The organism is Bacillus sp. FSL M8-0256, from assembly GCF_038005765.1.
GTDB classification, from domain to species: Bacteria; Bacillota; Bacilli; order Bacillales; family Bacillaceae; genus Bacillus; species Bacillus safensis.
This window is the reverse complement of the sequence record NZ_JBBOTU010000001.1, coordinates 2,679,618-2,702,876: the sequence shown is the minus strand read 5'-3', so window position 1 is coordinate 2,702,876 and position 23,259 is coordinate 2,679,618. Positions and strand designations below refer to the sequence as shown.

Genomic DNA, 23,259 nt, shown 5'->3' with positions numbered 1-23,259 from the left:
GACAGGTTTATTATGTAGTGTGCATGAGATATAATAAATTCATGATAATTAAAGGAGTTAACGTCGCTTGAAATATATAGAATCAGCTAAAAACACAAACATTAAACAGTGGAAGAAGCTCCATACGAAAAAAGAACGAACGAAAACGGGGCTGTTTCTCGTGGAGGGAATACATTTAGTCGAAGAAGCATTAAAGAGCGGGATCGTGAAGGAATTAATGGCCACCTCGCCCGATATGCTTCCTTCTCATATCCAGCCTGACATTGAGCTTTATGAACTGAGCGAAGAGGCCTTTTCTGCCATGACAGAAACAGAAACGCCCCAGCACATTGCCGCAGTCTGTACAGTTCCTGTTTTTGAAGAAAAGAAGGTTGAACGGCTTCTTTTATTAGACGCAGTGCAGGACCCGGGGAATTTAGGCACACTCATTCGAACAGCAGATGCCGCTGGTCTTGATGCCGTGATCTTAGGAGAAGGAACAGTTGATGCGTTTAACGGAAAAACGCTCCGTTCGGCACAAGGGTCTCATTTTCACCTGCCTATCTTAAAGCAAACCCTTCAACAGGCGATCACGGAGCTGAAAGAACGAGGCATACCTGTATACGGAAGTGCCTTAAAAGATGCGAAAGAGTATAAAAGCGTAACGGCAGAAGGTCCGTTTGCATTAATTGTTGGAAATGAAGGAGCTGGTATTGATCCAGAGATTCTGCAAATGACAGATCAAAATTTATATGTACCAATGTATGGGCAGGCAGAATCATTAAATGTAGCTGTTGCAGCCGCTGTTCTTGTTTATCATTTGCGTGGATAATGTTGCAACATGCGTTTATTTTCACTATAATAAAACTAATATTTTAAAAACCATGATAGAGGAAGATTGTTTCAAGGAGCGGCCTTTTAGGGAGAATGCATCGTAGACTGAAAGTGCATTTAAGGAATGCTGAAACAGGAATTCACCTCTGGAGTTGTCACCGGGACCGCAGGTTTTGCGTAAAGGTGAACCGGATTCGTTTGATTCCGTTATGTCAATGAAGCTTATTCGCACATGCATTTGTGCTTAACAAGGGTGGTACCGCGACCACAACTCGTCCCTTCTTTTATGGAGGAACGAGTTTTTTTTATTGTCTTCAAACGATCAAACAGCCGTTTATCCGAGCGGTTTTGTATATCAAAAGGAGGATCACACTCATGCAAGAAACGTTAAAACAGCTTGAAACAGAGGCGATAGCAAAGGTTGAAGCAGCCAGCTCGCTCAAAGAGGTTAATGACATTCGTGTTCAATACTTAGGGAAAAAAGGGCCGATTACAGAAGTACTTCGCGGAATGGGCAAGCTTTCCGCAGAAGAAAGACCGAAAATGGGGGCACTCGCAAACGAAGTAAGAGAGCAGATTGCTAGTGCCATTGCTGAAAAAAATGAACAGCTGGAAGCAGAAGAAGTGAAGAAAAAACTTGCCTCTCAAACGATCGATGTTACTTTGCCGGCAAGTCCAATCAAAATGGGAGCAAGACATCCATTAACGATAGTTGTCGAAGATATTGAAGATTTATTTATCGGAATGGGCTATACCGTTGAGGAAGGTCCTGAAGTGGAAACAGATTATTATAACTTTGAAGCATTGAATCTTCCAAAGGAGCATCCGGCACGTGATATGCAGGACAGTTTCTATATTACCGAAGATACACTGATGAGAACACAAACATCACCAGTACAAGCACGTACACTTGAGAAATATAAAGGACAAGGTCCTGTGAAGATCATCTGTCCTGGGAAAGTATATAGACGTGACAGTGATGACGCGACTCATTCACATCAATTTATGCAAATTGAAGGGCTTGTCGTCGATCACAATATTAGCATGAGTGATCTAAAAGGAACGCTGGAGACAGTCGCAAGAAAAATGTTTGGGGAAGATCGTGAAATTAGACTGCGTCCAAGCTTTTTCCCATTCACAGAACCATCTGTCGAAGTCGATGTGTCTTGCTTTAAATGCGGCGGGAAGGGCTGCTCTGTATGTAAAGGAACAGGCTGGATTGAGATTTTAGGTGCAGGAATGGTTCATCCGAATGTCCTGAAAATGAGCGGATTTGATCCAGAAACTTATCAAGGCTTTGCTTTTGGAATGGGTGTGGAACGGATTGCAATGCTGAAATACGGCATTGATGATATTCGCCATTTCTACACAAATGACATTAGATTCACAAAGCAATTCAAGCAGGACTAAGAGGAGGAAATCAACATGTTTGTTTCATATAAATGGTTAGAAGACTATGTCGATTTAGAAGGCATCAAGCCGGCTGAATTAGCAGAAAAAATCACAAGAAGCGGAATTGAAGTGGAAGCCGTTGAATATAAAGGCGAAGGCATCAAAGGAGTTGTCGTTGGACACGTTATTGAGCGTGAACAGCATCCGAATGCGGATAAATTAAACAAATGTCTTGTTGATATCGGCGAAGACGCACCGGTGCAAATTATTTGCGGGGCGCCGAATGTGGAGAAAGGACAGTATGTGGCCGTCGCAACGGTGGGCGCAGTCCTTCCTGGCAACTTTAAAATTAAAAAAGCAAAACTGCGCGGTGAAGAGTCTCATGGCATGATTTGTTCTCTGCAAGAATTAGGCGTAGAGAGCAAGCTCGTACCAAAGGAATATGCAGAAGGGATTTTTGTTTTCCCGAATGACGTGAAACCAGGAGATGATGCCCTTCAAGCACTTCAATTAGATGATGCGGTGCTTGAGCTTGGCTTAACACCAAACCGTGCCGATGCCCTGAATATGCTGGGTGTCGCTTATGAGGTTGCCGCCATTTTAGGGAGAGACATCAAGCTTCCTGATACAGCACATGACACTTCTTCCGAAAAAGCAGCAGACTATATTTCTGTTAAAATTGAGGATCAAGAGGCGAATCCACTTTATGCAGCGAAGATCATTAAAAATGTAAAGGTTGGACCAGCACCGCTTTGGATGCAAACAAGATTGATGAATGCAGGCATCCGTCCAATTAACAACGTCGTAGATATTACAAACTTTGTACTGCTTGAATACGGCCAGCCGCTTCATGCCTTTGATTATGACCGCTTTGGTTCAAAGCAGGTGGTTGTACGTAAAGCGTCTGACAGCGAAATCATTCAAACACTCGATGAGCAAGAGCGTACATTGTCATCAAAGCATCTTGTCATCACGAATGGAACGAAAGCGCACGCGGTAGCTGGCGTCATGGGCGGCTTTGAATCAGAGGTGCGTGATGAGACAACGACGATTCTTTTAGAAGCGGCATATTTCAACGGTCAAACAGTCCGTCAAGCATCTAGAGACTTAGGGCTTCGCAGTGAATCAAGCACACGATTTGAAAAAGGGCTCGATCCGCAGCGTACGAAGCCGGCAGCAGAAAGAGCAGCTCAATTGATCAGTATGTATGCAGGCGGTGAAGTGCTAAGTGGTACAGTTGAGGAAAATCACCTTGAAGCAAGTATGAATGTCATTCACGTCTCAACTGAGCGTGTCAACAAGGTGCTTGGAATGAGCATTTCAAAAGAAGATATGATTCAGATTTTCAACAAATTAGGCTTTACAGTGGGCGAATCAAATGATGTTCTTGTCGTAACAGTTCCTTCCCGCAGAATGGATATTACGATTGAAGAAGACCTCATTGAAGAAGTCGCAAGATTATACGGCTACGATAATATTCCATCTACACTGCCTGCGACAGCCGGCACCGTTGGCGGTCTCACGCCATACCAAGTAAAGCGCAGAAAGGTAAGACGTTTCTTAGAGGGCGCAGGACTTTCTCAAGCGATTACGTATTCATTGACGAATCAGCATAAGTCCACAGCTTTTGCCCTGCATCCAGCTTATGAAACGAGACTTTCTCTGCCAATGAGTGAGGAACGCAGTGTGCTAAGACAAAGTCTTCTGCCAAACTTACTTGATTCTGTAGCATATAACTTGGCAAGACAAGCTGATTCATTCGGATTTTATGAAACGGGCTCTGTTTTCTTAGCAGAAGCTGAAGGGGCAAAACCAGTGGAAAAAGAACATGTCGCTGGTGCGCTGACAGGCTTATGGCATAAGAATCTTTGGCAGGGCGAGAAAAAAGCTGTCGACTTTTATGTAGCGAAAGGAATTGCTGAAGGATTGTTCGAGAAGCTTGGTGTGTCAGACCAAATCACATATGTTCAAGCAGAACGTGAGGGTCTTCACCCAGGGCGAACAGCAGATGTTCACTTAAATGGTCAAGTCATTGGCTTTGTTGCCGCACTGCATCCAGTCGTTGAAAAAGAATTGGATCTAAAAGAAACGTATGTGTTCGAGTTTGATTTAACAGATGTGATGACATCTGAAACGAAGGATATGAAATATACAGCGATTCCGAGATTCCCTGCTGTGACAAGAGATATTGCACTTGTTGTCGATCAGCATATCTCAAGCGGACAGCTGGAGCGTGTGATCTATGAAGCAGGCGGTCAATTACTCACAGACCTATCTGTATTTGATGTATACGAAGGGGAACATATGGAAGAAGGCAAAAAATCTGTTGCATTCTCACTTCAATATTTAAACCCTGAACAAACGTTGACCGAGGAAGAAGTCACAGCTGTTCATACAAAAGTATTGAAAGCACTAGAAGATACGTATCAAGCCGTCTTACGCGGTTAAAGAAAAAAAGCTATGGCCTCATGGGCCCTAGCTTTTTTTATAGCATTTTTTTCGCTTTTTGTGTGTTGGCAAAATGCAGCTTTGTAAATTGACGTAAAGCATCTTCACCATGCATTTTGATGAGCTTGGCGGCGGCCTTATCTACATGAGGACCGGCCCCTTTTGGGATGTCAAAACCTGCAGCCTGTGATAATTTGTCCATTTCAATTAAAAAGGCGTACCTTGCGATAATGGAAGCTGCAGCGACTGACAAATGGATGCCTTCTGCTTTTGTACTAAAATACGTCCGCTCCCGAATAATTTTTTTCCCGGCAAGATGCTTGAAATAAATGCCTGGTTCTGCAAATTGGTCAATCAAAATGGCCTCTGGCTGCTTTCCATCGAGTTTTTCTAGCACAGAGGTGATGACTTGGTTATGAAGCAGTGCTTTCATTTTTCCTTGACTCATGCCCTTTTCCTGCATTGTATTGTACTTTTCATTTCGGAGAACGAGAAGACTGAACGGAATGGTTTTGATGAGATCCTTGGCAATGTTGATAATTTGCGGATCCTTTAATCCTTTTGAGTCTTTTACGCCAAGCTCTTTCATTAAAGCAAGCTGGCTGGCATCAACATAGGCCGCACAGACTGTGATCGGTCCAAAATAATCACCTGTACCTACTTCATCTGAACCGACGACCGACATGGAAGCAATGCCTGGCGGCGGACTGTATTTTGTGACAGCAGGTGATTTTTGACTTTTCGTATCAGCTGCTTGTAAATGGCTGAATTGACTGGCTTCAGCTTCTGCCTTTTGTCCTTGAAAGAGCACTTTTCCAGATCGATAAGCTGTAATCGTACAGCCAGGGACTTTTGCTTGAAAGAGGGCGCCTGGCGGCAAAGTGTCTGTTAAATGGTGCGCATACGCGCTCTTCATTTTTTTGAGGTCTTCTGATGTTGCTTTTAAAACGGATTGGGGCACAGTGGATAACTCCTTTTTACCTTGATATCATTGATTTCTAAAGTGTACCATAACAGGTAAGGGCTCGTCTTTCCATTCAATGTCTAAACATGTTATGATAGAGACTAGGATTCTCGTGGAATGGAGGAGAAACGTTGTCTGACGGCGGTAAAACGAAAACAACAGTTGAGATATACGGACAGTCCTATACGATCATCGGTCAAGAAACGAAGATTCATATGCGGCATGTTGCGTCAATTGTTGATGATAAAATGAGAGAAATAAATGAAAAAAATCCATACCTTGATATAAACAAATTAGCTGTACTGACAGCAGTCAATGTCGTCCACGACTACTTGAAATTAAAAGAGCAATACGAAAAATTAGAGATTCAGCTAAAAGAAAAGGAATGAAATTACCGTGATCGATATCATCATTTTGTTTTTGCTTCTTATGGGAACGCTTGTCGGTCTAAAACGCGGGTTTATTCTTCAATTTATTAAATTGATCAGCTTTGTTGTTTCTATCTTAGTGGCGTCCATGTTTTATCAGTCACTGGCACCACAGCTTACGTGGATTCCTGCACCTAATTTTAGCGGCGGTCAACCGCAGCTCGCTTTTTTTAGCGGGAATCTAGAAACAGCTTATTATAATACCATTGCGTTTATCATTCTGTTTATCTTGACCAAAATCCTGCTCGCCATCATTGGCGGATTGCTCACAACCATTGCAAGTATACCTGTGATTAAACAGGTGAACAAACTGCTTGGCGGTGTTTTAGGATTTCTTGAAACCTATTTATTTGTGTTTATTCTATTGTTTGTCGCTGCATTACTTCCAGTAGATGCGCTGCAAACAATGATGAGCAAATCAATGTTAGCAGATGTGATCGTAAACAACACCCCTTACCTGTCCGGTCTTGTCAAAGACCTATGGTCGACGTATGGAGTTTAAAAACTTCTCCTTTCCTGGAGAAGTTTTTTCTCATTCCATGACAGAAAGTTGTAGGATGAAGGGAAAGTTTGTATATTTATATAGGAAGATGCCAAAGCGGCTGGAGGATGAGAGATGAATAAAAAAGATATTATCAAACTTCTTGAAACAATTGCAGTATATATGGAACTAAAAGGAGATAATCCTTTTAAAATTTCTGCCTTTCGCAAAGCAGCAGCGGCACTGGAACAAGACGACCGCAGCCTTTCTCAAATAGATGATCTATTAGCATTACCCGGCATTGGAAAAGGAACCTTTGCTGTGATCACAGAGTATATCGAAAAAGGACAATCAGAAACACTCGAACAATTAAAAAAGGAAGTGCCTGAAGGACTTGTCCCTCTTTTGAAATTGCAAGGACTTGGCGGGAAGAAGATTGCTAAGCTTTATCAAGAGCTTGAAGTCCATGATGCACAGTCATTAAAGGAAGCATGTGAAGCGGAAAAAGTACAAGCGCTTGCAGGCTTCGGTAAAAAAACAGAAGAAAAGATTCTCGCTGCTCTTGAGGAGGCCGGTAAGCAGCCAGAACGACTGCCAATTGGCTTTGCATTAGATGTGGCAGAGCGGATTGATCATGCGCTTGAACAGATGAAGGGTATTCTTCGTTTTTCAAGAGCTGGCAGTTTAAGACGTGCACGGGAAACTGTCAAAGATCTAGATTATATCATTGCAACCAGCGATCCTGAACAAGTCAGAGAGCAGCTCGTTGCACTCGATGATGTCAAAGACGTTATCGCAAGCGGTGATACGAAGGTATCTGTCATTCTTGCCCTTGATTTTGAGATCAGTGTAGACTTCCGGCTTGTGACAACAGATCAATTTGCCACAACACTGCATCATTTCACCGGCTCAAAAGATCACAATATTCGCATGCGCCAGCTGGCGAAGGAACGCGGAGAGCGTATTAGTGAATATGGTTTAGAAACAATTGAAACTGGAGAAGTCAAAACGTTTGAAGACGAGGCCGCTTTTTATGCGCATTTTGAACTTCCGCTCATTCCGCCAGAAATTCGTGAAACCGGAGCGGAGATTGATACGTATAAAGAAAGTATGCAATTTGTAGAGTTAAAAGATATTAAAGGCGACCTTCATATGCACTCGACTTGGAGTGACGGCGCATTTTCTATTCGCGAAATGGCAGAGGCATGTATCGCAAAAGGCTATGAATACATGGCGATTACAGACCACTCGCAATATTTAAAAGTAGCAAACGGTTTAACAAAAGAACGTTTACGTCTGCAAGCAAAAGAAATTGACAAGCTGAATCAAGAATTTGAGCATTTTCACATTTTCAAAGGGGTCGAAATGGATATTCTCCCGGATGGATCATTAGATTATGATGATGACTTTTTATCAGACATGGATTTTGTGATTGCGTCTATCCATTCGAGCTTTTCTCAGCCAGAGGAAGTCATCATGGAGCGCCTTGAAAATGCGCTGCGGAATCAGCATGTGGATTTAATTGCACATCCAACAGGCCGTTTGATCGGCAGACGGGACGGCTATGCCTTAAATATAGATCAGCTTATAGAGCTTGCGAAGAAAACGGGAACTGCACTAGAGCTCAACAGCAACCCGTCAAGACTTGATTTGAGAACAGAGCATTTAATGAAAGCAAACGAAGCAGGTGTAAACATCATGATCAATACAGATGCACACAATATCGCCATGCTGGATCATATGGAAGTTGGTGTAACAGCTGCAAGAAAAGGCTGGACACCAAAAGCAAATGTCGTGAATACTTTTTCTCTAAACGAGATCAAAAAGTTTTTAACGCGTGACAGGTAGTCGTTAGGAGGCTGGACCATGCTGCAACAAAAAGTGTTAGCATCATTAGAATTTCATAAAGTAAAAGAAAAAGTCATGTCCTATACCGCATCCTCATTAGGAAAAGAAAGAGCGCAGGATTTAACGCCGCTGACGGATATAGAAACCATTCAGCATTTGCTGGAAGAGGTAGCAGAAGCACAGGATGTTATCCGCTTAAAGGGATCGGCGCCATTTGGCGGGCTGACGGATATTAGACGCGGGGTCAAACGGGCAGAAATCGGCAGTACATTAAGCCCGTCTGAGCTCATGGAAATTGCAGGACTATTATATGCTGTGAAGAATATGAAGCATTTTCTCAAGTCTATGTATGAAGATGGTGTAGACATACCACGACTTCATACATATGCAGAGACACTGATTTTACTGCCTGAAGTCAGAAAAGAAATCGAAAGCTGTATTGGTGATAATGGAGAAGTTCTCGACCATGCCACCCCGGCACTTCGTTCATTGCGCATACAATTACGTTCACTTGAATCAAAAGTTCGTGATAAATTAGAATCCATGATTCGCTCACAATCTGCTTCGAAAATGCTGTCAGACACGATTGTCACTATTCGTAATGATCGGTTTGTGATTCCAGTAAAGCAGGAGTACCGCTCGAATTATGGCGGAATTGTTCACGATCAGTCATCATCTGGGGCAACCCTTTTTATCGAGCCGCAAGTGGTCGTGGATTTAAATAACACCTTGCAGCAAACCCGTTTAAAAGAAAAACAAGAGGTCGAAAAGATCCTGCAAATGCTGACAGAGAGTGTGTCAGAACACATTGAGGAACTGCTTCACAATGTAAAGGAGCTTCAGACGTTAGATTTTATTTTTGCTAAAGCAAAATATGCAAAGGCAGAAAAAGCCACAAAGCCTGCTGTGAACGATCAAGGGGAGATTTATTTAAAGCGGGCAAGACATCCTCTATTGCCTAGGGATCAGGTTGTGGCAAATGACATCGAGCTCGGCAAAGATTTTTCAACCATCGTCATTACTGGCCCAAATACAGGGGGTAAGACAGTTACCTTAAAAACGCTTGGTCTTCTCACGCTGATGACGCAGTCAGGCCTTCATATTCCAGTTGAAGAAGGATCGGAAGTGGCGGTGTTTGACCAAGTCTTTGCTGATATTGGAGATGAACAGTCGATTGAGCAAAGCTTGAGTACGTTCTCATCTCATATGGTCAATATTGTGGATATCTTAAAGAATTTGACATCTAACTCACTCGTGTTATTTGATGAATTAGGGGCAGGAACAGACCCTGCTGAAGGTGCCGCGCTGGCCATGAGTATCTTAGATGAAGTGCATCAAACAAATGCACGCGTCATCGCAACGACTCACTATCCTGAGCTGAAGGCTTACGGATATAACCGAGAAGGTGTCACAAATGCGAGTGTGGAGTTTGACATTGAAACCTTATCACCAACGTACCGCTTGCTCATCGGTGTGCCCGGACGAAGTAATGCATTTGAAATTTCTAAACGTCTTGGTTTGCCAGATCACCTCATTGACCGGGCAAAAGCGGATATGCATGCCGAACATAATGAAGTAGACCAAATGATTGCTTCATTAGAAGACAGCAAGAAACAAGCAGAAGAAGAGCTGCATGAGACAGAAATCTATAGAAAAGAAGCAGAAAAGCTTCATAAAGAATTGCAGAGACAAATTCTTGAATGGAATGAGCAAAAGGACAAACTGCTAGAAGAAGCTGAACAAAAAGCGGCAGAAAAAATTGAACAAGCCTCAAAAGAAGCAGAAGATATTATTCAAGAGCTTCGGTCGATAAAAAATGAGCATCGCTCATTCAAAGAGCATGAACTCATCGATGCGAGAAAGCGTCTTGAAGAAGCAGTTCCTGAGTTTGACCGGAAGAAAAAGCCAGAGCCGGTGAAAAAAGCAGCAAGACAGCTAAAATCAGGCGACGAAGTGAAAGTGCTCACCTTCGGGCAAAAAGGAACGCTGCTTGAACAAACAGGTGACAAAGAATGGAGTGTCCAAATGGGCATTCTGAAAATGAAAGTAAAAGAAAAAGACATGGAATTTATCAAATCAGCACCTGAATTTAAGCAGGAAAAAGCCATTACGGCAGTCAAAGGAAAAGACTATCATGTATCGCTTGAGCTTGACTTAAGGGGCGAGCGTTATGAAAATGCCTTAAGCAGAGTCGAGAAATATTTAGATGATGCTGTCTTAGCTGGTTATCCGCGAGTGTCAATCATTCACGGAAAAGGAACTGGCGCCCTTAGAAAAGGGGTTCAGGAATTACTGAAACAGCACCGAAGTGTGAAAAATGCTCGTTTTGGGGAACAAGGCGAGGGAGGATCAGGCGTTACCATCGTCGAATTAAAGTAAAAAGGAGAAAACGCATGAAAGCCTTTTGGGAAAATGAACTTGTGGAAATTGCCGCCTATTACAGCGTGGCCGTCCTATGTCTTGTCTTATTTCTAACCATTTTTGAACTCGTTACCTCCTATAAAAACTGGGAAGAGATCCAGCGTGGGAACTTAGCTGTTGCCATGGCAACAGGTGGAAAGATTTTTGGGATTGCGAATGTGTTTCAGCATTCAATCGCACAGCACAATTCCCTTCTGCAAATGGTTGGATGGGGCGTATACGGCTTTGTGATGCTGCTTGTCAGCTATTTCATTTTTGAATTTTTAACACCGCGATTTAAAGTAGACAAAGAGATTGAGAATGATAATAGAGCGGTCGGGTTTATTTCACTCATTATTTCAGTTGGGCTGTCTTACGTAGTAGCAGCCGGCATTTAAGGAGACGACATGGAAAAGCTAGCAAAAGTATTAATCGTAGTTGCCTGCACTTTTGCGGTCATTGGTGCCGTTTACATGTTCCTGTGAAATGAAGAAGACAAAGTGAGAAAGCTGTCAGGAATTCCTTGGCAGCTTTTATCTCACCCAAAGGCGGCGAATCACATGAAGAAAATTCTGCAAAAAGACGAACTCATAAAGCGTATTGATACTTGTCTCCAAATGACTTCCCTGCCAAGAGACATATATGAACCGTATATTGCACGTCCATTTCAAACGACTGGATTTTTTGATGATTTGAGCCCTTATATTCAAATCGATCCGAGCGGCTATATTCTCATTCAATATGAACGAGGAATCCAAATGCTGCATAAAAGAACAAAAGCGGCGGATGAAGTCATTTACTGGATTTTAGAAGACACGATCTTTCTTACAGTCTACATAGACATGATGAGGCAGTATCAAGTCGACAATATCCAGACGCATTTACCTAATAACCCGAGTATCCATCAACAGATCGTGGAGAGAGTAAATGAGTCATTCCGTGCAATTGGCGGATTATATGAACAGTGGCATCATGAAGGAAAAAGAGCATCGATCGAAACCCCAGCGAAGAAATAAAGATGGCATGGAACCAAGCTCTATTTGAAAAAAGCAAACTGCCTTAAGGAAAAGTTTGCTATAATAAAATAGTACGAAAGTTCAGGAAGGAGGGTTTTTATGCAGTCAGATAAACGTTGGCTTCTGCATTACCCGAATCAAATTCCCCACGAACTCACCATCCCAAATGAGACGTTACAATCTTACTTATTCAGCTCCGCAGAGGCTGCACCTGAGCATACAGCCATTCATTTTCTAGGAAAAAACATCACCTATGAACAGCTCCAGGAAGAAGCATTGAAACTAGCTGGTTACCTGATGAAAATTGGCGTGAAAAAAGGCGACAGAGTAGCGATCATGCTGCCAAACTGTCCTCAATCTGTCATTTCTTATTATGCTGTTTTAATTGCAGGCGGCATTGTTGTCCAAACGAACCCGCTTTATACGGAGAAAGAACTGGCATATCAAATGGAGGACAGTGGCTCAAAAGTGCTGATTACACTGGATTTATTGTATCCAAAGGCCTATAAAATGAAAGCGCTGACAAGTATGGAGCACTTGATCTTCACCAAACTACAGGATTATTTACCATTTCCGAAAAACATTCTGTTTCCTCTCGTCCAAAAAAGAAAAAATAAAATGGTCATCCAAGTAGAGAAAAGTGAGACCATTCATCACTTCTCACAAATCATGAAAGAATCGTCAGAAGAACAGATTCCGGCGCTTGCCTTTGAACCGAAAGAGGATGTCGCTGTTTTGCAATATACAGGCGGAACGACCGGTTTACCAAAAGGGGTCATGCTGACGCATGAAAATATTTTAGCGAATACTGAAATGTGCGCTTCTTGGATGTATAAAACGACAAGAGGCAAAGAACGAATCCTCGGCATCATTCCGTTTTTTCATGTATACGGAATGACGACCGTATTAAATCTTGCTGTCAAAGAAGGGCATTCAATGATTCTCCTTCCGCGGTTTGACGCAGCTGATACCCTCAAAACGATTGAAAAACAGAAACCGACGCTCTTTCCAGGTGCACCCACCATGTATATTGCCTTGCTGCATCATCCGAACATTGAAAAATATGACCTGTCGTCCATCACTGCATGTTTAAGCGGCTCGGCGGCTCTTCCTGTTGAAGTCAAACAGAGCTTTGAGAAATTAACAGGAGGGCGTTTAGTAGAGGGGTATGGTCTTTCAGAAACTTCACCAGTGACCCATTCTAACTTTTTATGGGGAGCGAACAAAACAGGCAGCATTGGCTGTCCGTGGCCTGGGACAGACGCAGGCATTTATTGTGAGGAAACGGGTGGCCTTAAAGAGCCGTATGAGCACGGAGAAATTATCGTCAAAGGGCCGCAAATTATGAAAGGCTATTGGAATCAGCCAGAGGAGACAGCAGCTGTATTAAGGGATGGATGGTTTTTCACCGGAGATATTGGGTATATGGATGAGGACGGTTTTTTCTATATCGTTGACCGGAAAAAAGATGTCATTATTGCGAGCGGTTATAATATTTACCCAAGAGAGGTCGAAGAAGCCCTATATGAGCATGAGCTTGTACAAGAAGTCGTTGTCGCAGGTATACCAGATCCTTATAGAGGAGAAACAGTAAAAGCGTTTGTTGTGCCGAAAAAGGATGCTTATTTAACAGAGGATGAACTCGATCGCTTTGTCAGAACGAGAATTGCTTCATTTAAAGTACCGCGCGTGTATGAATTTAAAGAATCACTGCCTAAAACGGCTGTCGGAAAAATTTTGCGCAGAGTATTAATTGAAGAAGAAAAAAGAAAGCAAGCTTCATCATCTGAGACACCTGTCGATCAATTGAAGAAATAACGGCCTTCATCATCCGGTCGAGCGGCCGGATGATTTGAATGCTGACAGTCTGCTCTGGTATGATAAAGGTTGAAAAGAAAGAAGAAGATCACTTGACAAATCACCCGTTTCTTTTTAACATAAAGTTATGAATGAATGCTCATTCAATTTAGAAAGGGACGAAGCACATTGAAGCAGAAAAGACCGAAGTACATGCAAATTATTGATGCTGCAGTTGTGGTGATTGCGGAGAACGGCTATCATCAATCACAAGTTTCAAAGATTGCGAAACAAGCAGGGGTGGCAGACGGAACCATTTATCTTTATTTCAAAAACAAAGAGGATATTCTCATCTCATTGTTCAAAGAAAAAATGGGACAATTCATCGAACGGATGGAGACAGATATTCAAAAGAAGCCGTCTGCAAAAGAAAAGCTACTACTGCTGATTGAGGAGCATTTTCGCATGCTGGCGCAAAATCATCATTTGGCTCTTGTGACACAGCTTGAACTCAGGCAGTCAAACCTTGAGCTGCGGCAAAAAATCAATGAGGTGCTAAAAGGGTATTTAAATATGCTCGAGTCGATTTTAACAGAAGGAAAGAAAACAGGAGAATTCAGACAAAATTTAGATGTCCGCTTAGCAAGACAAATGGTATTTGGGACGATTGATGAAACCGCAACAACATGGGTCATGAATGATCAAAAATATGATCTGCCTGCACTCGCAGAAAGTGTACATGATCTGCTGTTAAACGGAATACATCAATCCTAAAGACAATGTGAAAAAGGATGATTGACATGGAAAAAATACTCAGCTTACATCATGAAGGACAGACAGCGCTCATCACGATTCAGAACCCGCCTGCAAATGCCTTATCCTCTCAGCTGCTCACTGAGCTTAATGACATGTTCGATAAGCTCGAACAGAATGAAGAAGTAAGAGCGATTGTGATCCACGGAGAAGGCAGATTCTTCTCAGCAGGTGCTGATATTAAAGAATTTACGACTTTACAGGAAGAGTCTGATTATGCAAGCCTCGCTGATAGAGGACAGCAAGTCTTTGAACGGATTGAACAGTGTCCAAAGCCAGTCATTGCCTCAATTCACGGAGCAGCATTAGGCGGGGGCCTTGAGCTTGCTATGTCTTGTGATATCCGAATCGCAACAAAAGATGCAAAGCTTGGACTGCCAGAACTAAACCTTGGCATTATTCCAGGATTCGGCGGCACGCAGCGCCTCCCGCGCTACGTTGGTTCTGCTAAAGCGCTTGAAATGATGGGAACAGCTGAACCGATTACAGGTGAAGAAGCATTTACGTGCGGCCTTGTTACAAAGCTGGCAGAAACAGAGGAAGAAGCGCTCGAAGCGGCCAAAACACTTGCGGGGAAATTTGCCGCGAAAAGCCCAAAATCACTTGAATATGTGCTTGATTTATTGAACGCCACAAAATTGTATTCATATGACGGCGGAATGAAGCTTGAAGCCAAAAAGTTTGGTGAAGTTTTCCAATCAAATGACGCCAAAGAAGGCATCCAGGCCTTTATCGAAAAGCGCAAACCGAACTTTAAAGGGGAATAAGGGATAAGTACGACACAAGGGGGAGAAATAAATGAATATATTTGTTTTGATGAAGCGTACGTTTGACACGGAAGAGAAAATTTCGATTCAGTCTGGTGCAATTCAAGAAGATGGAGCAGAGTTCATTATTAATCCTTATGACGAGTATGCCATTGAAGAAGCCATTCAGCTTCGCGATGAGCACGGGGGAGAAGTGACCGTTGTGACAGTTGGCGGTGAGGATGCAGAGAAACAGCTGAGAACAGCGCTTGCTATGGGCTGTGACAGGGCCGTCTTATTAAATGTGGAGGATGACTTAGAAGAGTGGGACCAATATTCAGCTTCTACCATTCTTTATCACTATTTAAAAGACAAAGAAGCTTCCTTGATCTTAGCAGGGAATGTAGCAATTGACGGCGGCTCTGGACAGGTAGCCCCGCGTCTTGCTGAATTACTCGGTTTTTCATATGTGACTACGATAACAAGTATTCAAATTGATGGCGGCTCTGTATCGATTGAACGAGATGCAGAGGGGGATGTGGAAGTCATTTCTGCCGAACTCCCGCTTGTCGTCACAGCTCAGCAAGGACTCAATGAGCCTCGCTATCCATCATTACCAGGCATTATGAAGGCAAAGAAAAAGCCTTTAGAAGAATTGGAACTTGATGATTTAGATCTGGATGAAGACGATGTACCATATAAAATCAAAACAATTGAACGTTTCTTACCGGAGAAAAAAGAGGGTGGCAAGGTGCTGAGCGGCGAGCTTCAGGATCAAGTCAAAGAACTGACAGATCTACTCAGAAATGAAGCAAAAGTCATCTAAACATCCACTTTACGATATCACGAGAACAAGGGGGAGCTTGAAGATGAGTAAAAAAGTTGTTGTACTTGGAGAAAGTCGTGACGGTAAGTTAAGAAATGTGACATTTGAAGCCATTGCTGCCGCTCACAAAGTGGCAGATGGCGGTGAGGTCATTGGCGTGTTAATAGGGGATGACGTCAAAGACCTAGCAGATGAACTGCTTTACTATGGAGCGGATCATGTCATGATTGTGGAGCATCCGCACCTTTCGTATTATACGTCAGATGGTTTTGCGCAGGCACTTCAATCCATATTAGATCAGGTTGATCCGGATGCTGTGCTCTTTGGCCATACGTCGATCGGAAAAGACTTGTCGCCGAAAATAGCTGCACGTCTCCAGACTGGCTTGATTTCAGATGCGATCGATGTAAGCGTTACCGGTGAACATCTTGTTTTCACTAGACCGATTTACTCTGGAAAAGCCTTTGAAAAAGTCATTTCGACAGACCGCCTGCTTCTAGCAACCATCCGGCCAAACAACGTGGCACCACTTGAGCGGGATGCGTCACGAGGCGGAGAAGTCACACCGGTTTCTGTCGATATTCAGAACCTTCGGACGATCGTGAAGGAAGTCATTAAAAAAACGTCAGAAGGTGTAGATTTATCGGAAGCAAAGGTCATTGTTGCTGGAGGGCGCGGGGTTAAGAGCAAGGAAGGCTTTAAACCGCTGAATGAACTCGCTGAGACGCTGGGGGCAGCAGTCGGAGCCTCGCGTGGCGCCTGTGACGCTGACTATTGTGATTATGCCCTGCAAATTGGGCAGACGGGAAAAGTCGTCACACCTGACCTTTATATTGCATGCGGGATATCAGGAGCGATTCAGCATTTAGCGGGAATGTCTAACAGTAAAGTCATTGTGGCGATTAACAAAGACCCAGAAGCGGAAATCTTCAAAATCGCCGATTACGGAATCGTCGGTGACTTGTTTGAAGTGGTACAGCTTTTGAATGAAGAGTTAAAAAAGATGAATATCCACTCGTAACGCTCATACACTCAGAATGCCTAGGTATTCTGGGTTTTTTTGTATGTAATCAAGAAGAAAAGGAGCGGTTGACAAGTGAAGGGGACAGTAAAAATCAATGACGTGATTGGACGCATTTCTAAACACATTTATGGGCACTTTCAGGAGCATTTAGGAAGAGGGATTTATGACGGGATTTGGGTAGGAAAAGACTCAGAGATTGATCATATTGAAGGGATTCGTACCGATGTGCTGAAGGCTCTTCAAGCATTACATATTCCGGTGCTGAGGTGGCCGGGGGGCTGTTTCGCAGACGAGTATCACTGGGCAAATGGTGTAGGTGATCTGAGTGAACGAAAGCCAATGGTCAATACCCATTGGGGTGGTACGGTTGAATCCAATGCATTTGGTACGCATGAATTTATGACATTGTGTGAGCTGCTTGAATGTGAGCCTTACATTTGCGGCAATGTGGGAAGCGGGTCTGTTCAAGAATTAGCAGATTGGGTCGAATACATGACATTTCCAAATGGGACACCTATGTCAGACTGGCGCATTCAAAATGGAAAACAAGAGCCTTGGAAGCTGACCTATGTTGGTGTAGGCAATGAAAGCTGGGGCTGCGGCGGGAATATGACGCCTGAATACTATGCAGATTTATATAAACGCTATCAAACGTACGTAAGAGAATTTGCAGGCCAGCGTATTTATAAAATCGCCTGCGGCGCGAACTCTAATGACGTGAATTGGACGAAAGTATTGATGGAGCGGGCTGCACCGTGGATGGATGGGCTCAGTTTACATTATTACACCGTACCTGGTACATGGGAGAAAAAGGGGTCAGCGACTGAATTTGATGAAGATGAATGGTTTATCACGCTGAAAAAGGCCTATGAGATGGAACGGCTTGTCGAAGACCATGGAGAAATCATGGATCGTTATGACCCAGACAAGCGAATCGGGATGATTATTGATGAATGGGGGACATGGTATGACCCAGAGCCAGGAACAAATCCTGGGTTTTTATATCAGCAAAACACGCTAAGAGACGCCCTTGTGGCCGCCCTCCATTTTCATATTTTTCATCGCCATTGCGAGCGGATTCATATGGCAAATATTGCTCAGACGGTCAATGTGCTGCAAGCGATGGTATTAACAAAGGACGAAAAGATGCTTCTGACACCTACGTATCATGTATTTCACATGTTTCAAGTGCATCAAGAGGAAGATGCGCTTGAAGTGGAGATCGTTTCACCGCCGTATGAACGAAGAGGTGAAAAAATTCCTCAGGTCAGTGTGTCAGCCTCGCGTTCATCAGTGAAGATGCATATTAGCTACTGTCACTTGAATCCGCATGAACAAACAGAGATATCCCTTGCTATTGAAGGTATTGATGAACAAACGAAAGTCACTGGACGTGTGCTGACGGCCGATCGCATGAATGCCCATAATACATTCGATGAACCTCATTCTGTTCAGCCAAAAGACTTTCAGCAAATGACTGTAAAGTCCGGCGAATTAACGGTGGAGCTGCCGCCAATGTCAGTGGTCATGATAACTGTCGACCTCGCTTAATTGCATATTTCGATGTTTGATGAGAAGAATGTTGGGGCATCATACATTGTAAATGAAGCGGAAAGGGTGTCATGTCATATGCTTAGAACCATTCTAATGATCATCGGTGCGATTGTTGTTATTGGTGCGATTATACGGTTTGTTTTTTAATTCATTTCCTAAAAAATGATTCGTAAGCATTTCATTCGCAAGTCACATTGGTAGATGCTATACTAAAAAGCATAATTTACATTGGAGGAATGAATAATGGCAATCGTAAAAGCTACTGACGCAACATTTTCACAAGAAACTGCAGAAGGTGTTGTTCTTGCAGACTTTTGGGCACCATGGTGTGGACCTTGTAAAATGATTGCTCCAGTTCTTGAAGAACTTGATCAAGAAATGGGCGACAAAATGAAAATCGTAAAAATTGATGTAGACGATAACCAAGAAACTGCTGGTAAATACGGCGTTATGAGTATCCCAACACTTCTTGTTTTAAAAGACGGTGAAGTTGTAGAAACTTCTGTTGGTTTCAAACCAAAAGAAGCACTTGCTGAACTTGTCAACAAACATCTATAAACCGATCTATGTCCAAGCGGCATAATCATTGAAGCGGTTCTCGTAAAGACGAGAGCCGCTTTTCTTTCAACATGGTATAAAACAAATGTTCGTGATACACTAGAAGGAGTGAAAGAGGAAAACAAGGACGGATGAAAATATGAACAAACTAATCAAAGAAAAGCTGTCAGTCCTGCCGGATCAACCAGGCTGTTACTTAATGAAAGATAGACAAAATACGATCATTTATGTAGGTAAGGCAAAAGTTTTAAAAAACAGGGTACGCTCTTATTTCACTGGATCACATGACGCCAAAACGCAGCGGCTTGTCAGTGAAATTGAAGATTTTGAATACATTGTCACCTCTTCTAATATCGAGGCGCTTATTTTAGAGCTGAATTTAATCAAAAAATATGACCCAAAATACAATGTCATGCTCAAGGATGACAAGACGTATCCTTTTATAAAAATTACGAATGAACGCCATCCTAAGCTGATCGTCACCCGCAATGTAAAAAAGGACAAAGGAAAATATTTCGGTCCATACCCAAACGTACAAGCAGCTCGAGAAACAAAAAAGCTGCTCGACCGCTTATATCCACTGAGAAAATGCGCCACCCTTCCTGACCGCGTCTGTCTTTATTATCATCTTGGACAATGTCTTGCGCCATGTGTGTATGACATTTCCGAGGAAACGAATAAGCAGCTCGTGGACGAAATCACAAGGTTTCTAAACGGGGGACATCAGCAAATCAAAAAAGAACTCACCGAAAAGATGCAGGAAGCTGCTGAAAATTTAGAGTTTGAACGGGCAAAAGAACTAAGAGACCAAATCGCTTATATCGACTCAACGATGGAAAAACAGAAAATGACGATGAGTGATTTATCAGATCGAGATGTCTTTGCCTATGCCTATGATAAAGGCTGGATGTGTGTCCAAGTCTTCTTTATCAGACAGGGGAAATTGATTGAACGTGACGTGAGCCTGTTTCCAATGTATCAGGACCCTGAAGAGGAGTTCCTCACGTTTATGGGGCAATTTTATGAAAAGAACAACCATTTTCTGCCGAAGGAAATTCTGGTTCCGGACAGTGTCGATCAAGAGATGATTGAGCAATTGCTTGAGACGAACGTTCACCAGCCGAAAAAAGGAAAGAAAAAGGATCTGCTTTTACTTGCGCATCAAAATGCCAAAATCGCCTTAAAAGAAAAATTTTCGCTCATTGAGCGTGATGAAGAGCGGACAATTGGTGCGGTGAAGCAGCTCGGGGATGCGCTTAATATTTATATGCCATACAGAATCGAGGCATTTGATAACTCAAATATTCAAGGAGCAGACCCGGTTTCTGCCATGGTCGTCTTTCAGGACGGGAAACCCTATAAAAAGGAATACCGAAAATACAAAATAAAAACCGTCTCAGGGCCAGATGATTATGCATCCATGCGTGAAGTCATTAGAAGACGATATACCCGTGTGTTAAAGGATGAACTGCCGCTGCCAGATTTAATTTTAATTGACGGAGGAAAAGGACAGATCAACGCAGCCATCGATGTGCTTGAAAATGAATTGAATCTGTCTGTCCCAGTCGCAGGTCTTGTAAAAGATGAAAAACACCGGACATCGAATCTCATGATAGGAGATACACTTGAAATTGTTGCGCTGGAGCGGAATAGCCAGGCCTTTTACTTATTGCAGCGCATTCAAGATGAAGTGCACCGCTTCGCTATTAGCTTTCACCGGCAGCTCCGCGGAAAAAATGCATTCCAGTCTATTTTAGACGATGTACCAGGTATCGGAGAAAAGCGTAAAAAGCAGCTCCTTAAACATTTTGGCTCTGTGAAAAAGATGAAGGAAGCCTCTATCCAAGACTTTCAGGAGGCTGGCATTCCGAAACAGACGGCTGAACTTTTAATGGAAGCATTAAAAAAATAGATTGTACTTTTATTAAAAGTCTGTTAAGATGTGACTAATTTAATAAATGAACGTGTTGTTTGTTGAAGATAGAGGTGCGAACTTCAAGAGTAAGCCTTCGGAGATCGATGGGATCTAAGAAGAGGGCTGAAAGGGGAGCGTCGCCGAAGTGAATAAAATCCACTCATTTTATTCGCTGGCTGTACATTGAAGAAATGTAGGGCTGTCAAGAATTCATTTCTTGGAGGGCTATCTCATTGTTTGCATCGTTTAATGATGATTTTAAAGCAATGGGAGATTTGTTCTCTCATTGCTTTTTTATTTGCAGTGAGCGGACAGTCTCCAAAGCTGCCTCTTCTCTCACACGTGAACTTTTGAAAAAGGGTGGTAGACATGGGACTAATTGTACAAAAATTTGGCGGAACTTCCGTTGGGTCGACAGAAAAAATTCGCAATGCCGCAGAGAGAGTGATCGATGAACGCGAGGCAGGACATGATGTGGTTGTGGTTGTATCAGCGATGGGCAAATCAACGGATGTTCTAGTAGACCTAGCGAAAGAACTCACAGACGATCCAAGCAAAAGAGAAATGGATATGCTGCTCGCAACTGGTGAGCAGGTGACCATTTCATTATTATCGATGGCGCTACAAGCAAGAGGTTATGATGCCATTTCCTTTACAGGCTGGCAGGCTGGTATGAAAACAGAGCATGTACACGGAAATGCAAGAATTGTGGACATTGATGAATCAAGAATAAAAGAGGAATTAAGTGCGGGGAAAGTCGTTGTTGTGGCAGGCTTCCAAGGAATTGCAGATGACTTACATATCACAACTCTTGGCCGCGGCGGATCAGATACAACAGCTGTGGCACTGGCTGCCGCACTAAAAGCTGATAAATGTGATATATACACAGATGTACCAGGAGTGTTTACGACAGATCCGCGTTATGTATCATCTGCGCGGAAACTTGCAGGCATTTCATACGATGAGATGCTTGAGCTGGCTAATTTAGGAGCTGGGGTTCTGCATCCAAGAGCTGTTGAATTTGCGAAAAATTATCAAGTCCCGCTAGAAGTCCGTTCTAGTATTGAAAATGAATCGGGTACGTTAATTGAGGAGGAATCATCCATGGAACAAAACTTAGTCGTCAGAGGCATCGCATTTGAAGATCAGATTACACGTGTGACAGTGTGCGGGCTTTCAAGCGGTTTAACAACATTATCGACCATTTTTACGACGCTTGCGAAACAGAATATCAATGTCGATATCATCATTCAGTCTGCCACAAGCACCAATCAGACGTCGATCTCTTTCTCTGTCAAAACGGATGATTTGTCCAAAACAGTTGAAGTATTAGAAGAATATAAAGGGGCGCTTGGCTACGAACAGATTGAGACAGAAAGCAAATTAGCAAAAGTATCCATCGTGGGATCTGGAATGGTCTCAAATCCAGGGGTAGCTGCTGAAATGTTTGCTGTGTTAGCGCAAAAAGACATTCAAGTGAAAATGGTCAGTACGTCTGAAATCAAAGTCTCAACGCTCGTTGGCCGTGATGATATGGTCAAAGCGGTTGAAGCGCTGCATGACGCGTTTGATTTATCAAAGGTGAGCGCCGCTGCTCACTCTTAAAAAGGTAAAGAGGTGATCTCACGAAAGAGGGTCGCCTCTTTTTTCTATATGGAAACGGCTGAAACGGGCGTAAACCCATTCATTAAGTATGCTATGATAGATGTAGACATATAAAAAAGGCGTGACCTGAAGTCCGCGCCTTTTATCAAGAGTATTAGCTAGGGTCTCTTAAATCCCATTTAACGGTTAAAATGACTTTCTCAGCACGCTTTTTCACTTGTTCGTAGGATTCAGCCACGTGCTCATTTAGAAGCTGAATTTGTTCAGCAATAAAACCCGCTTCCATCTGAAAGCATGGCTCCTTTTGATAGGTGAGTCGATTTGATACTAGTGGACCTTCGAGCTCAAACTCAATTTCCTGTTTTTTCGAATGGACCATTGTGAGAGTCCCCCATCCGGCATCATGGAAAAATTCGGGGATCTTCTCCCATGACTCTTGAGGAAATTTACGAGCAAGCAGTTTACCCGCAAAATACATCATAGATGAATGGTCCTGACCAAGAATATCAGGCAGCAGAACTTCGCGTATCAGCTCGTAGGCAAATCCATTGACTTCAATTTCTTTTAGCTGTTCTAAGTTAGATTCGAATTTATTCATTGTACGGCTCCCCTCTTTCAACAATTTATTATA

20 protein-coding genes and 1 riboswitch are annotated in these 23,259 nt (G+C 42.9%); of the genes, 18 read left to right on the top strand and 2 right to left on the bottom strand.

The window, feature by feature from the left end; genetic code table 11:
• Window positions 1–67 precede the first annotated feature (67 nt).
• The 3 genes from NSQ76_RS13900 (at window position 68) to pheT (ending at window position 4,653) form a co-directional block, all read left to right on the top strand.
• A complete protein-coding gene (locus NSQ76_RS13900; RefSeq protein ID WP_034624186.1) occupies window positions 68–811 on the top strand; it encodes a TrmH family RNA methyltransferase in 744 nt (247 codons plus the stop codon).
• 377 nt (window positions 812–1,188) lie between these two features.
• Window positions 1,189–2,223, top strand: coding sequence for a phenylalanine--tRNA ligase subunit alpha (gene pheS, locus NSQ76_RS13895; protein WP_034624184.1), 1,035 nt, complete (start codon window positions 1,189–1,191; stop codon window positions 2,221–2,223).
• 15 nt (window positions 2,224–2,238) lie between these two features.
• Complete coding sequence (gene pheT / locus NSQ76_RS13890) at window positions 2,239–4,653, top strand: phenylalanine--tRNA ligase subunit beta (RefSeq protein ID WP_326484193.1); 2,415 nt, start codon at window positions 2,239–2,241, stop codon at window positions 4,651–4,653.
• 37 nt (window positions 4,654–4,690) lie between these two features.
• Here the strand turns inward: pheT and rnhC are convergent, their stop codons facing one another.
• Entirely contained in the window at window positions 4,691–5,569 is an 879-nt protein-coding gene (gene rnhC, locus NSQ76_RS13885; RefSeq protein WP_044335331.1) for a ribonuclease HIII, read from the bottom strand.
• A 179-nt stretch (window positions 5,570–5,748) separates the two neighbouring features.
• Here rnhC and zapA point away from each other — a divergent pair, with 179 nt between their 5' ends.
• From zapA to NSQ76_RS13810, 15 genes are all read left to right on the top strand, one after another.
• Window positions 5,749–6,006, top strand: coding sequence for a cell division protein ZapA (zapA, locus tag NSQ76_RS13880; protein WP_341054368.1), 258 nt, complete (start codon window positions 5,749–5,751; stop codon window positions 6,004–6,006).
• Window positions 6,007–6,013: 7 nt separating this feature from the next.
• The gene (locus NSQ76_RS13875; RefSeq protein WP_024423226.1) at window positions 6,014–6,547 is read left to right on the top strand and encodes a CvpA family protein; all 534 of its coding nucleotides are present in this window, start codon (window positions 6,014–6,016) and stop codon (window positions 6,545–6,547) included.
• Between the two features lie 114 nt (window positions 6,548–6,661).
• Window positions 6,662–8,374, top strand: a complete 1,713-nt coding sequence (gene polX / locus NSQ76_RS13870; RefSeq protein WP_341054365.1) for a DNA polymerase/3'-5' exonuclease PolX — start codon at window positions 6,662–6,664, stop codon at window positions 8,372–8,374.
• Window positions 8,375–8,395: 21 nt separating this feature from the next.
• A complete protein-coding gene (locus NSQ76_RS13865; RefSeq protein ID WP_024423224.1) occupies window positions 8,396–10,753 on the top strand; it encodes an endonuclease MutS2 in 2,358 nt (785 codons plus the stop codon).
• Between the two features lie 14 nt (window positions 10,754–10,767).
• Entirely contained in the window at window positions 10,768–11,172 is a 405-nt protein-coding gene (locus NSQ76_RS13860) for a DUF350 domain-containing protein (RefSeq protein WP_007501637.1), read from the top strand.
• Between the two features lie 162 nt (window positions 11,173–11,334).
• Entirely contained in the window at window positions 11,335–11,790 is a 456-nt protein-coding gene (locus NSQ76_RS13855; RefSeq protein ID WP_268478217.1) for an immunity 63 family protein, read from the top strand.
• A 99-nt stretch (window positions 11,791–11,889) separates the two neighbouring features.
• On the top strand, window positions 11,890–13,608 hold the full coding sequence (locus tag NSQ76_RS13850) for an AMP-binding protein (RefSeq protein ID WP_341054358.1): 1,719 nt from the start codon (window positions 11,890–11,892) through the stop codon (window positions 13,606–13,608).
• 168 nt (window positions 13,609–13,776) lie between these two features.
• The gene (locus NSQ76_RS13845; RefSeq protein WP_024427175.1) at window positions 13,777–14,361 is read left to right on the top strand and encodes a TetR/AcrR family transcriptional regulator; all 585 of its coding nucleotides are present in this window, start codon (window positions 13,777–13,779) and stop codon (window positions 14,359–14,361) included.
• 26 nt (window positions 14,362–14,387) lie between these two features.
• Window positions 14,388–15,167, top strand: a complete 780-nt coding sequence (locus tag NSQ76_RS13840) for an enoyl-CoA hydratase (protein WP_025092456.1) — start codon at window positions 14,388–14,390, stop codon at window positions 15,165–15,167.
• Window positions 15,168–15,198: 31 nt separating this feature from the next.
• On the top strand, window positions 15,199–15,972 hold the full coding sequence (locus NSQ76_RS13835) for an electron transfer flavoprotein subunit beta/FixA family protein (protein WP_024427173.1): 774 nt from the start codon (window positions 15,199–15,201) through the stop codon (window positions 15,970–15,972).
• Between the two features lie 43 nt (window positions 15,973–16,015).
• Window positions 16,016–16,993, top strand: coding sequence for an electron transfer flavoprotein subunit alpha/FixB family protein (locus tag NSQ76_RS13830; protein ID WP_341054351.1), 978 nt, complete (start codon window positions 16,016–16,018; stop codon window positions 16,991–16,993).
• A 75-nt stretch (window positions 16,994–17,068) separates the two neighbouring features.
• Window positions 17,069–18,547: an alpha-N-arabinofuranosidase gene (locus tag NSQ76_RS13825; protein WP_341054348.1), complete on the top strand. Its 1,479-nt coding sequence runs from the start codon at window positions 17,069–17,071 to the stop codon at window positions 18,545–18,547.
• A gap of 246 nt (window positions 18,548–18,793) precedes the next feature.
• Window positions 18,794–19,108: a thioredoxin gene (gene trxA / locus NSQ76_RS13820; RefSeq protein WP_007501629.1), complete on the top strand. Its 315-nt coding sequence runs from the start codon at window positions 18,794–18,796 to the stop codon at window positions 19,106–19,108.
• Window positions 19,109–19,247: 139 nt separating this feature from the next.
• Window positions 19,248–21,020: an excinuclease ABC subunit UvrC gene (gene uvrC / locus NSQ76_RS13815; RefSeq protein WP_025092459.1), complete on the top strand. Its 1,773-nt coding sequence runs from the start codon at window positions 19,248–19,250 to the stop codon at window positions 21,018–21,020.
• Between the two features lie 61 nt (window positions 21,021–21,081).
• Window positions 21,082–21,259: riboswitch (Lysine riboswitch) on the top strand.
• A 133-nt stretch (window positions 21,260–21,392) separates the two neighbouring features.
• Window positions 21,393–22,628, top strand: coding sequence for an aspartate kinase (locus NSQ76_RS13810; protein WP_341054343.1), 1,236 nt, complete (start codon window positions 21,393–21,395; stop codon window positions 22,626–22,628).
• Window positions 22,629–22,782: 154 nt separating this feature from the next.
• Here the strand turns inward: NSQ76_RS13810 and NSQ76_RS13805 are convergent, their stop codons facing one another.
• Window positions 22,783–23,226, bottom strand: a complete 444-nt coding sequence (locus NSQ76_RS13805) for a YslB family protein (RefSeq protein ID WP_024423214.1) — start codon at window positions 23,224–23,226, stop codon at window positions 22,783–22,785.
• Window positions 23,227–23,259 lie beyond the last annotated feature (33 nt).

Excerpts from the sequence above, each read along its gene's own strand:
- pheS (WP_034624184.1), top strand. The coding sequence starts at position 1,189 with ATGCAAGAAACGTTAAAACAGCTTGAAACAGAGGCGATAGCAAAGGTT.
- pheT (WP_326484193.1), top strand. The coding sequence starts at position 2,239 with ATGTTTGTTTCATATAAATGGTTAGAAGACTATGTCGATTTAGAAGGC.
- rnhC (WP_044335331.1), bottom strand. The coding sequence starts at position 5,569 with ATGAAGAGCGCGTATGCGCACCATTTAACAGACACTTTGCCGCCAGGC.
- polX (WP_341054365.1), top strand. The coding sequence starts at position 6,662 with ATGAATAAAAAAGATATTATCAAACTTCTTGAAACAATTGCAGTATAT.
- NSQ76_RS13860 (WP_007501637.1), top strand. The coding sequence starts at position 10,768 with ATGAAAGCCTTTTGGGAAAATGAACTTGTGGAAATTGCCGCCTATTAC.
- NSQ76_RS13855 (WP_268478217.1), top strand. The coding sequence starts at position 11,335 with ATGAAGAAAATTCTGCAAAAAGACGAACTCATAAAGCGTATTGATACT.
- NSQ76_RS13850 (WP_341054358.1), top strand. The coding sequence starts at position 11,890 with ATGCAGTCAGATAAACGTTGGCTTCTGCATTACCCGAATCAAATTCCC.
- NSQ76_RS13840 (WP_025092456.1), top strand. The coding sequence starts at position 14,388 with ATGGAAAAAATACTCAGCTTACATCATGAAGGACAGACAGCGCTCATC.
- NSQ76_RS13835 (WP_024427173.1), top strand. The coding sequence starts at position 15,199 with ATGAATATATTTGTTTTGATGAAGCGTACGTTTGACACGGAAGAGAAA.
- NSQ76_RS13830 (WP_341054351.1), top strand. The coding sequence starts at position 16,016 with ATGAGTAAAAAAGTTGTTGTACTTGGAGAAAGTCGTGACGGTAAGTTA.
- trxA (WP_007501629.1), top strand. The coding sequence starts at position 18,794 with ATGGCAATCGTAAAAGCTACTGACGCAACATTTTCACAAGAAACTGCA.
- uvrC (WP_025092459.1), top strand. The coding sequence starts at position 19,248 with ATGAACAAACTAATCAAAGAAAAGCTGTCAGTCCTGCCGGATCAACCA.
- NSQ76_RS13810 (WP_341054343.1), top strand. The coding sequence starts at position 21,393 with ATGGGACTAATTGTACAAAAATTTGGCGGAACTTCCGTTGGGTCGACA.
- NSQ76_RS13805 (WP_024423214.1), bottom strand. The coding sequence starts at position 23,226 with ATGAATAAATTCGAATCTAACTTAGAACAGCTAAAAGAAATTGAAGTC.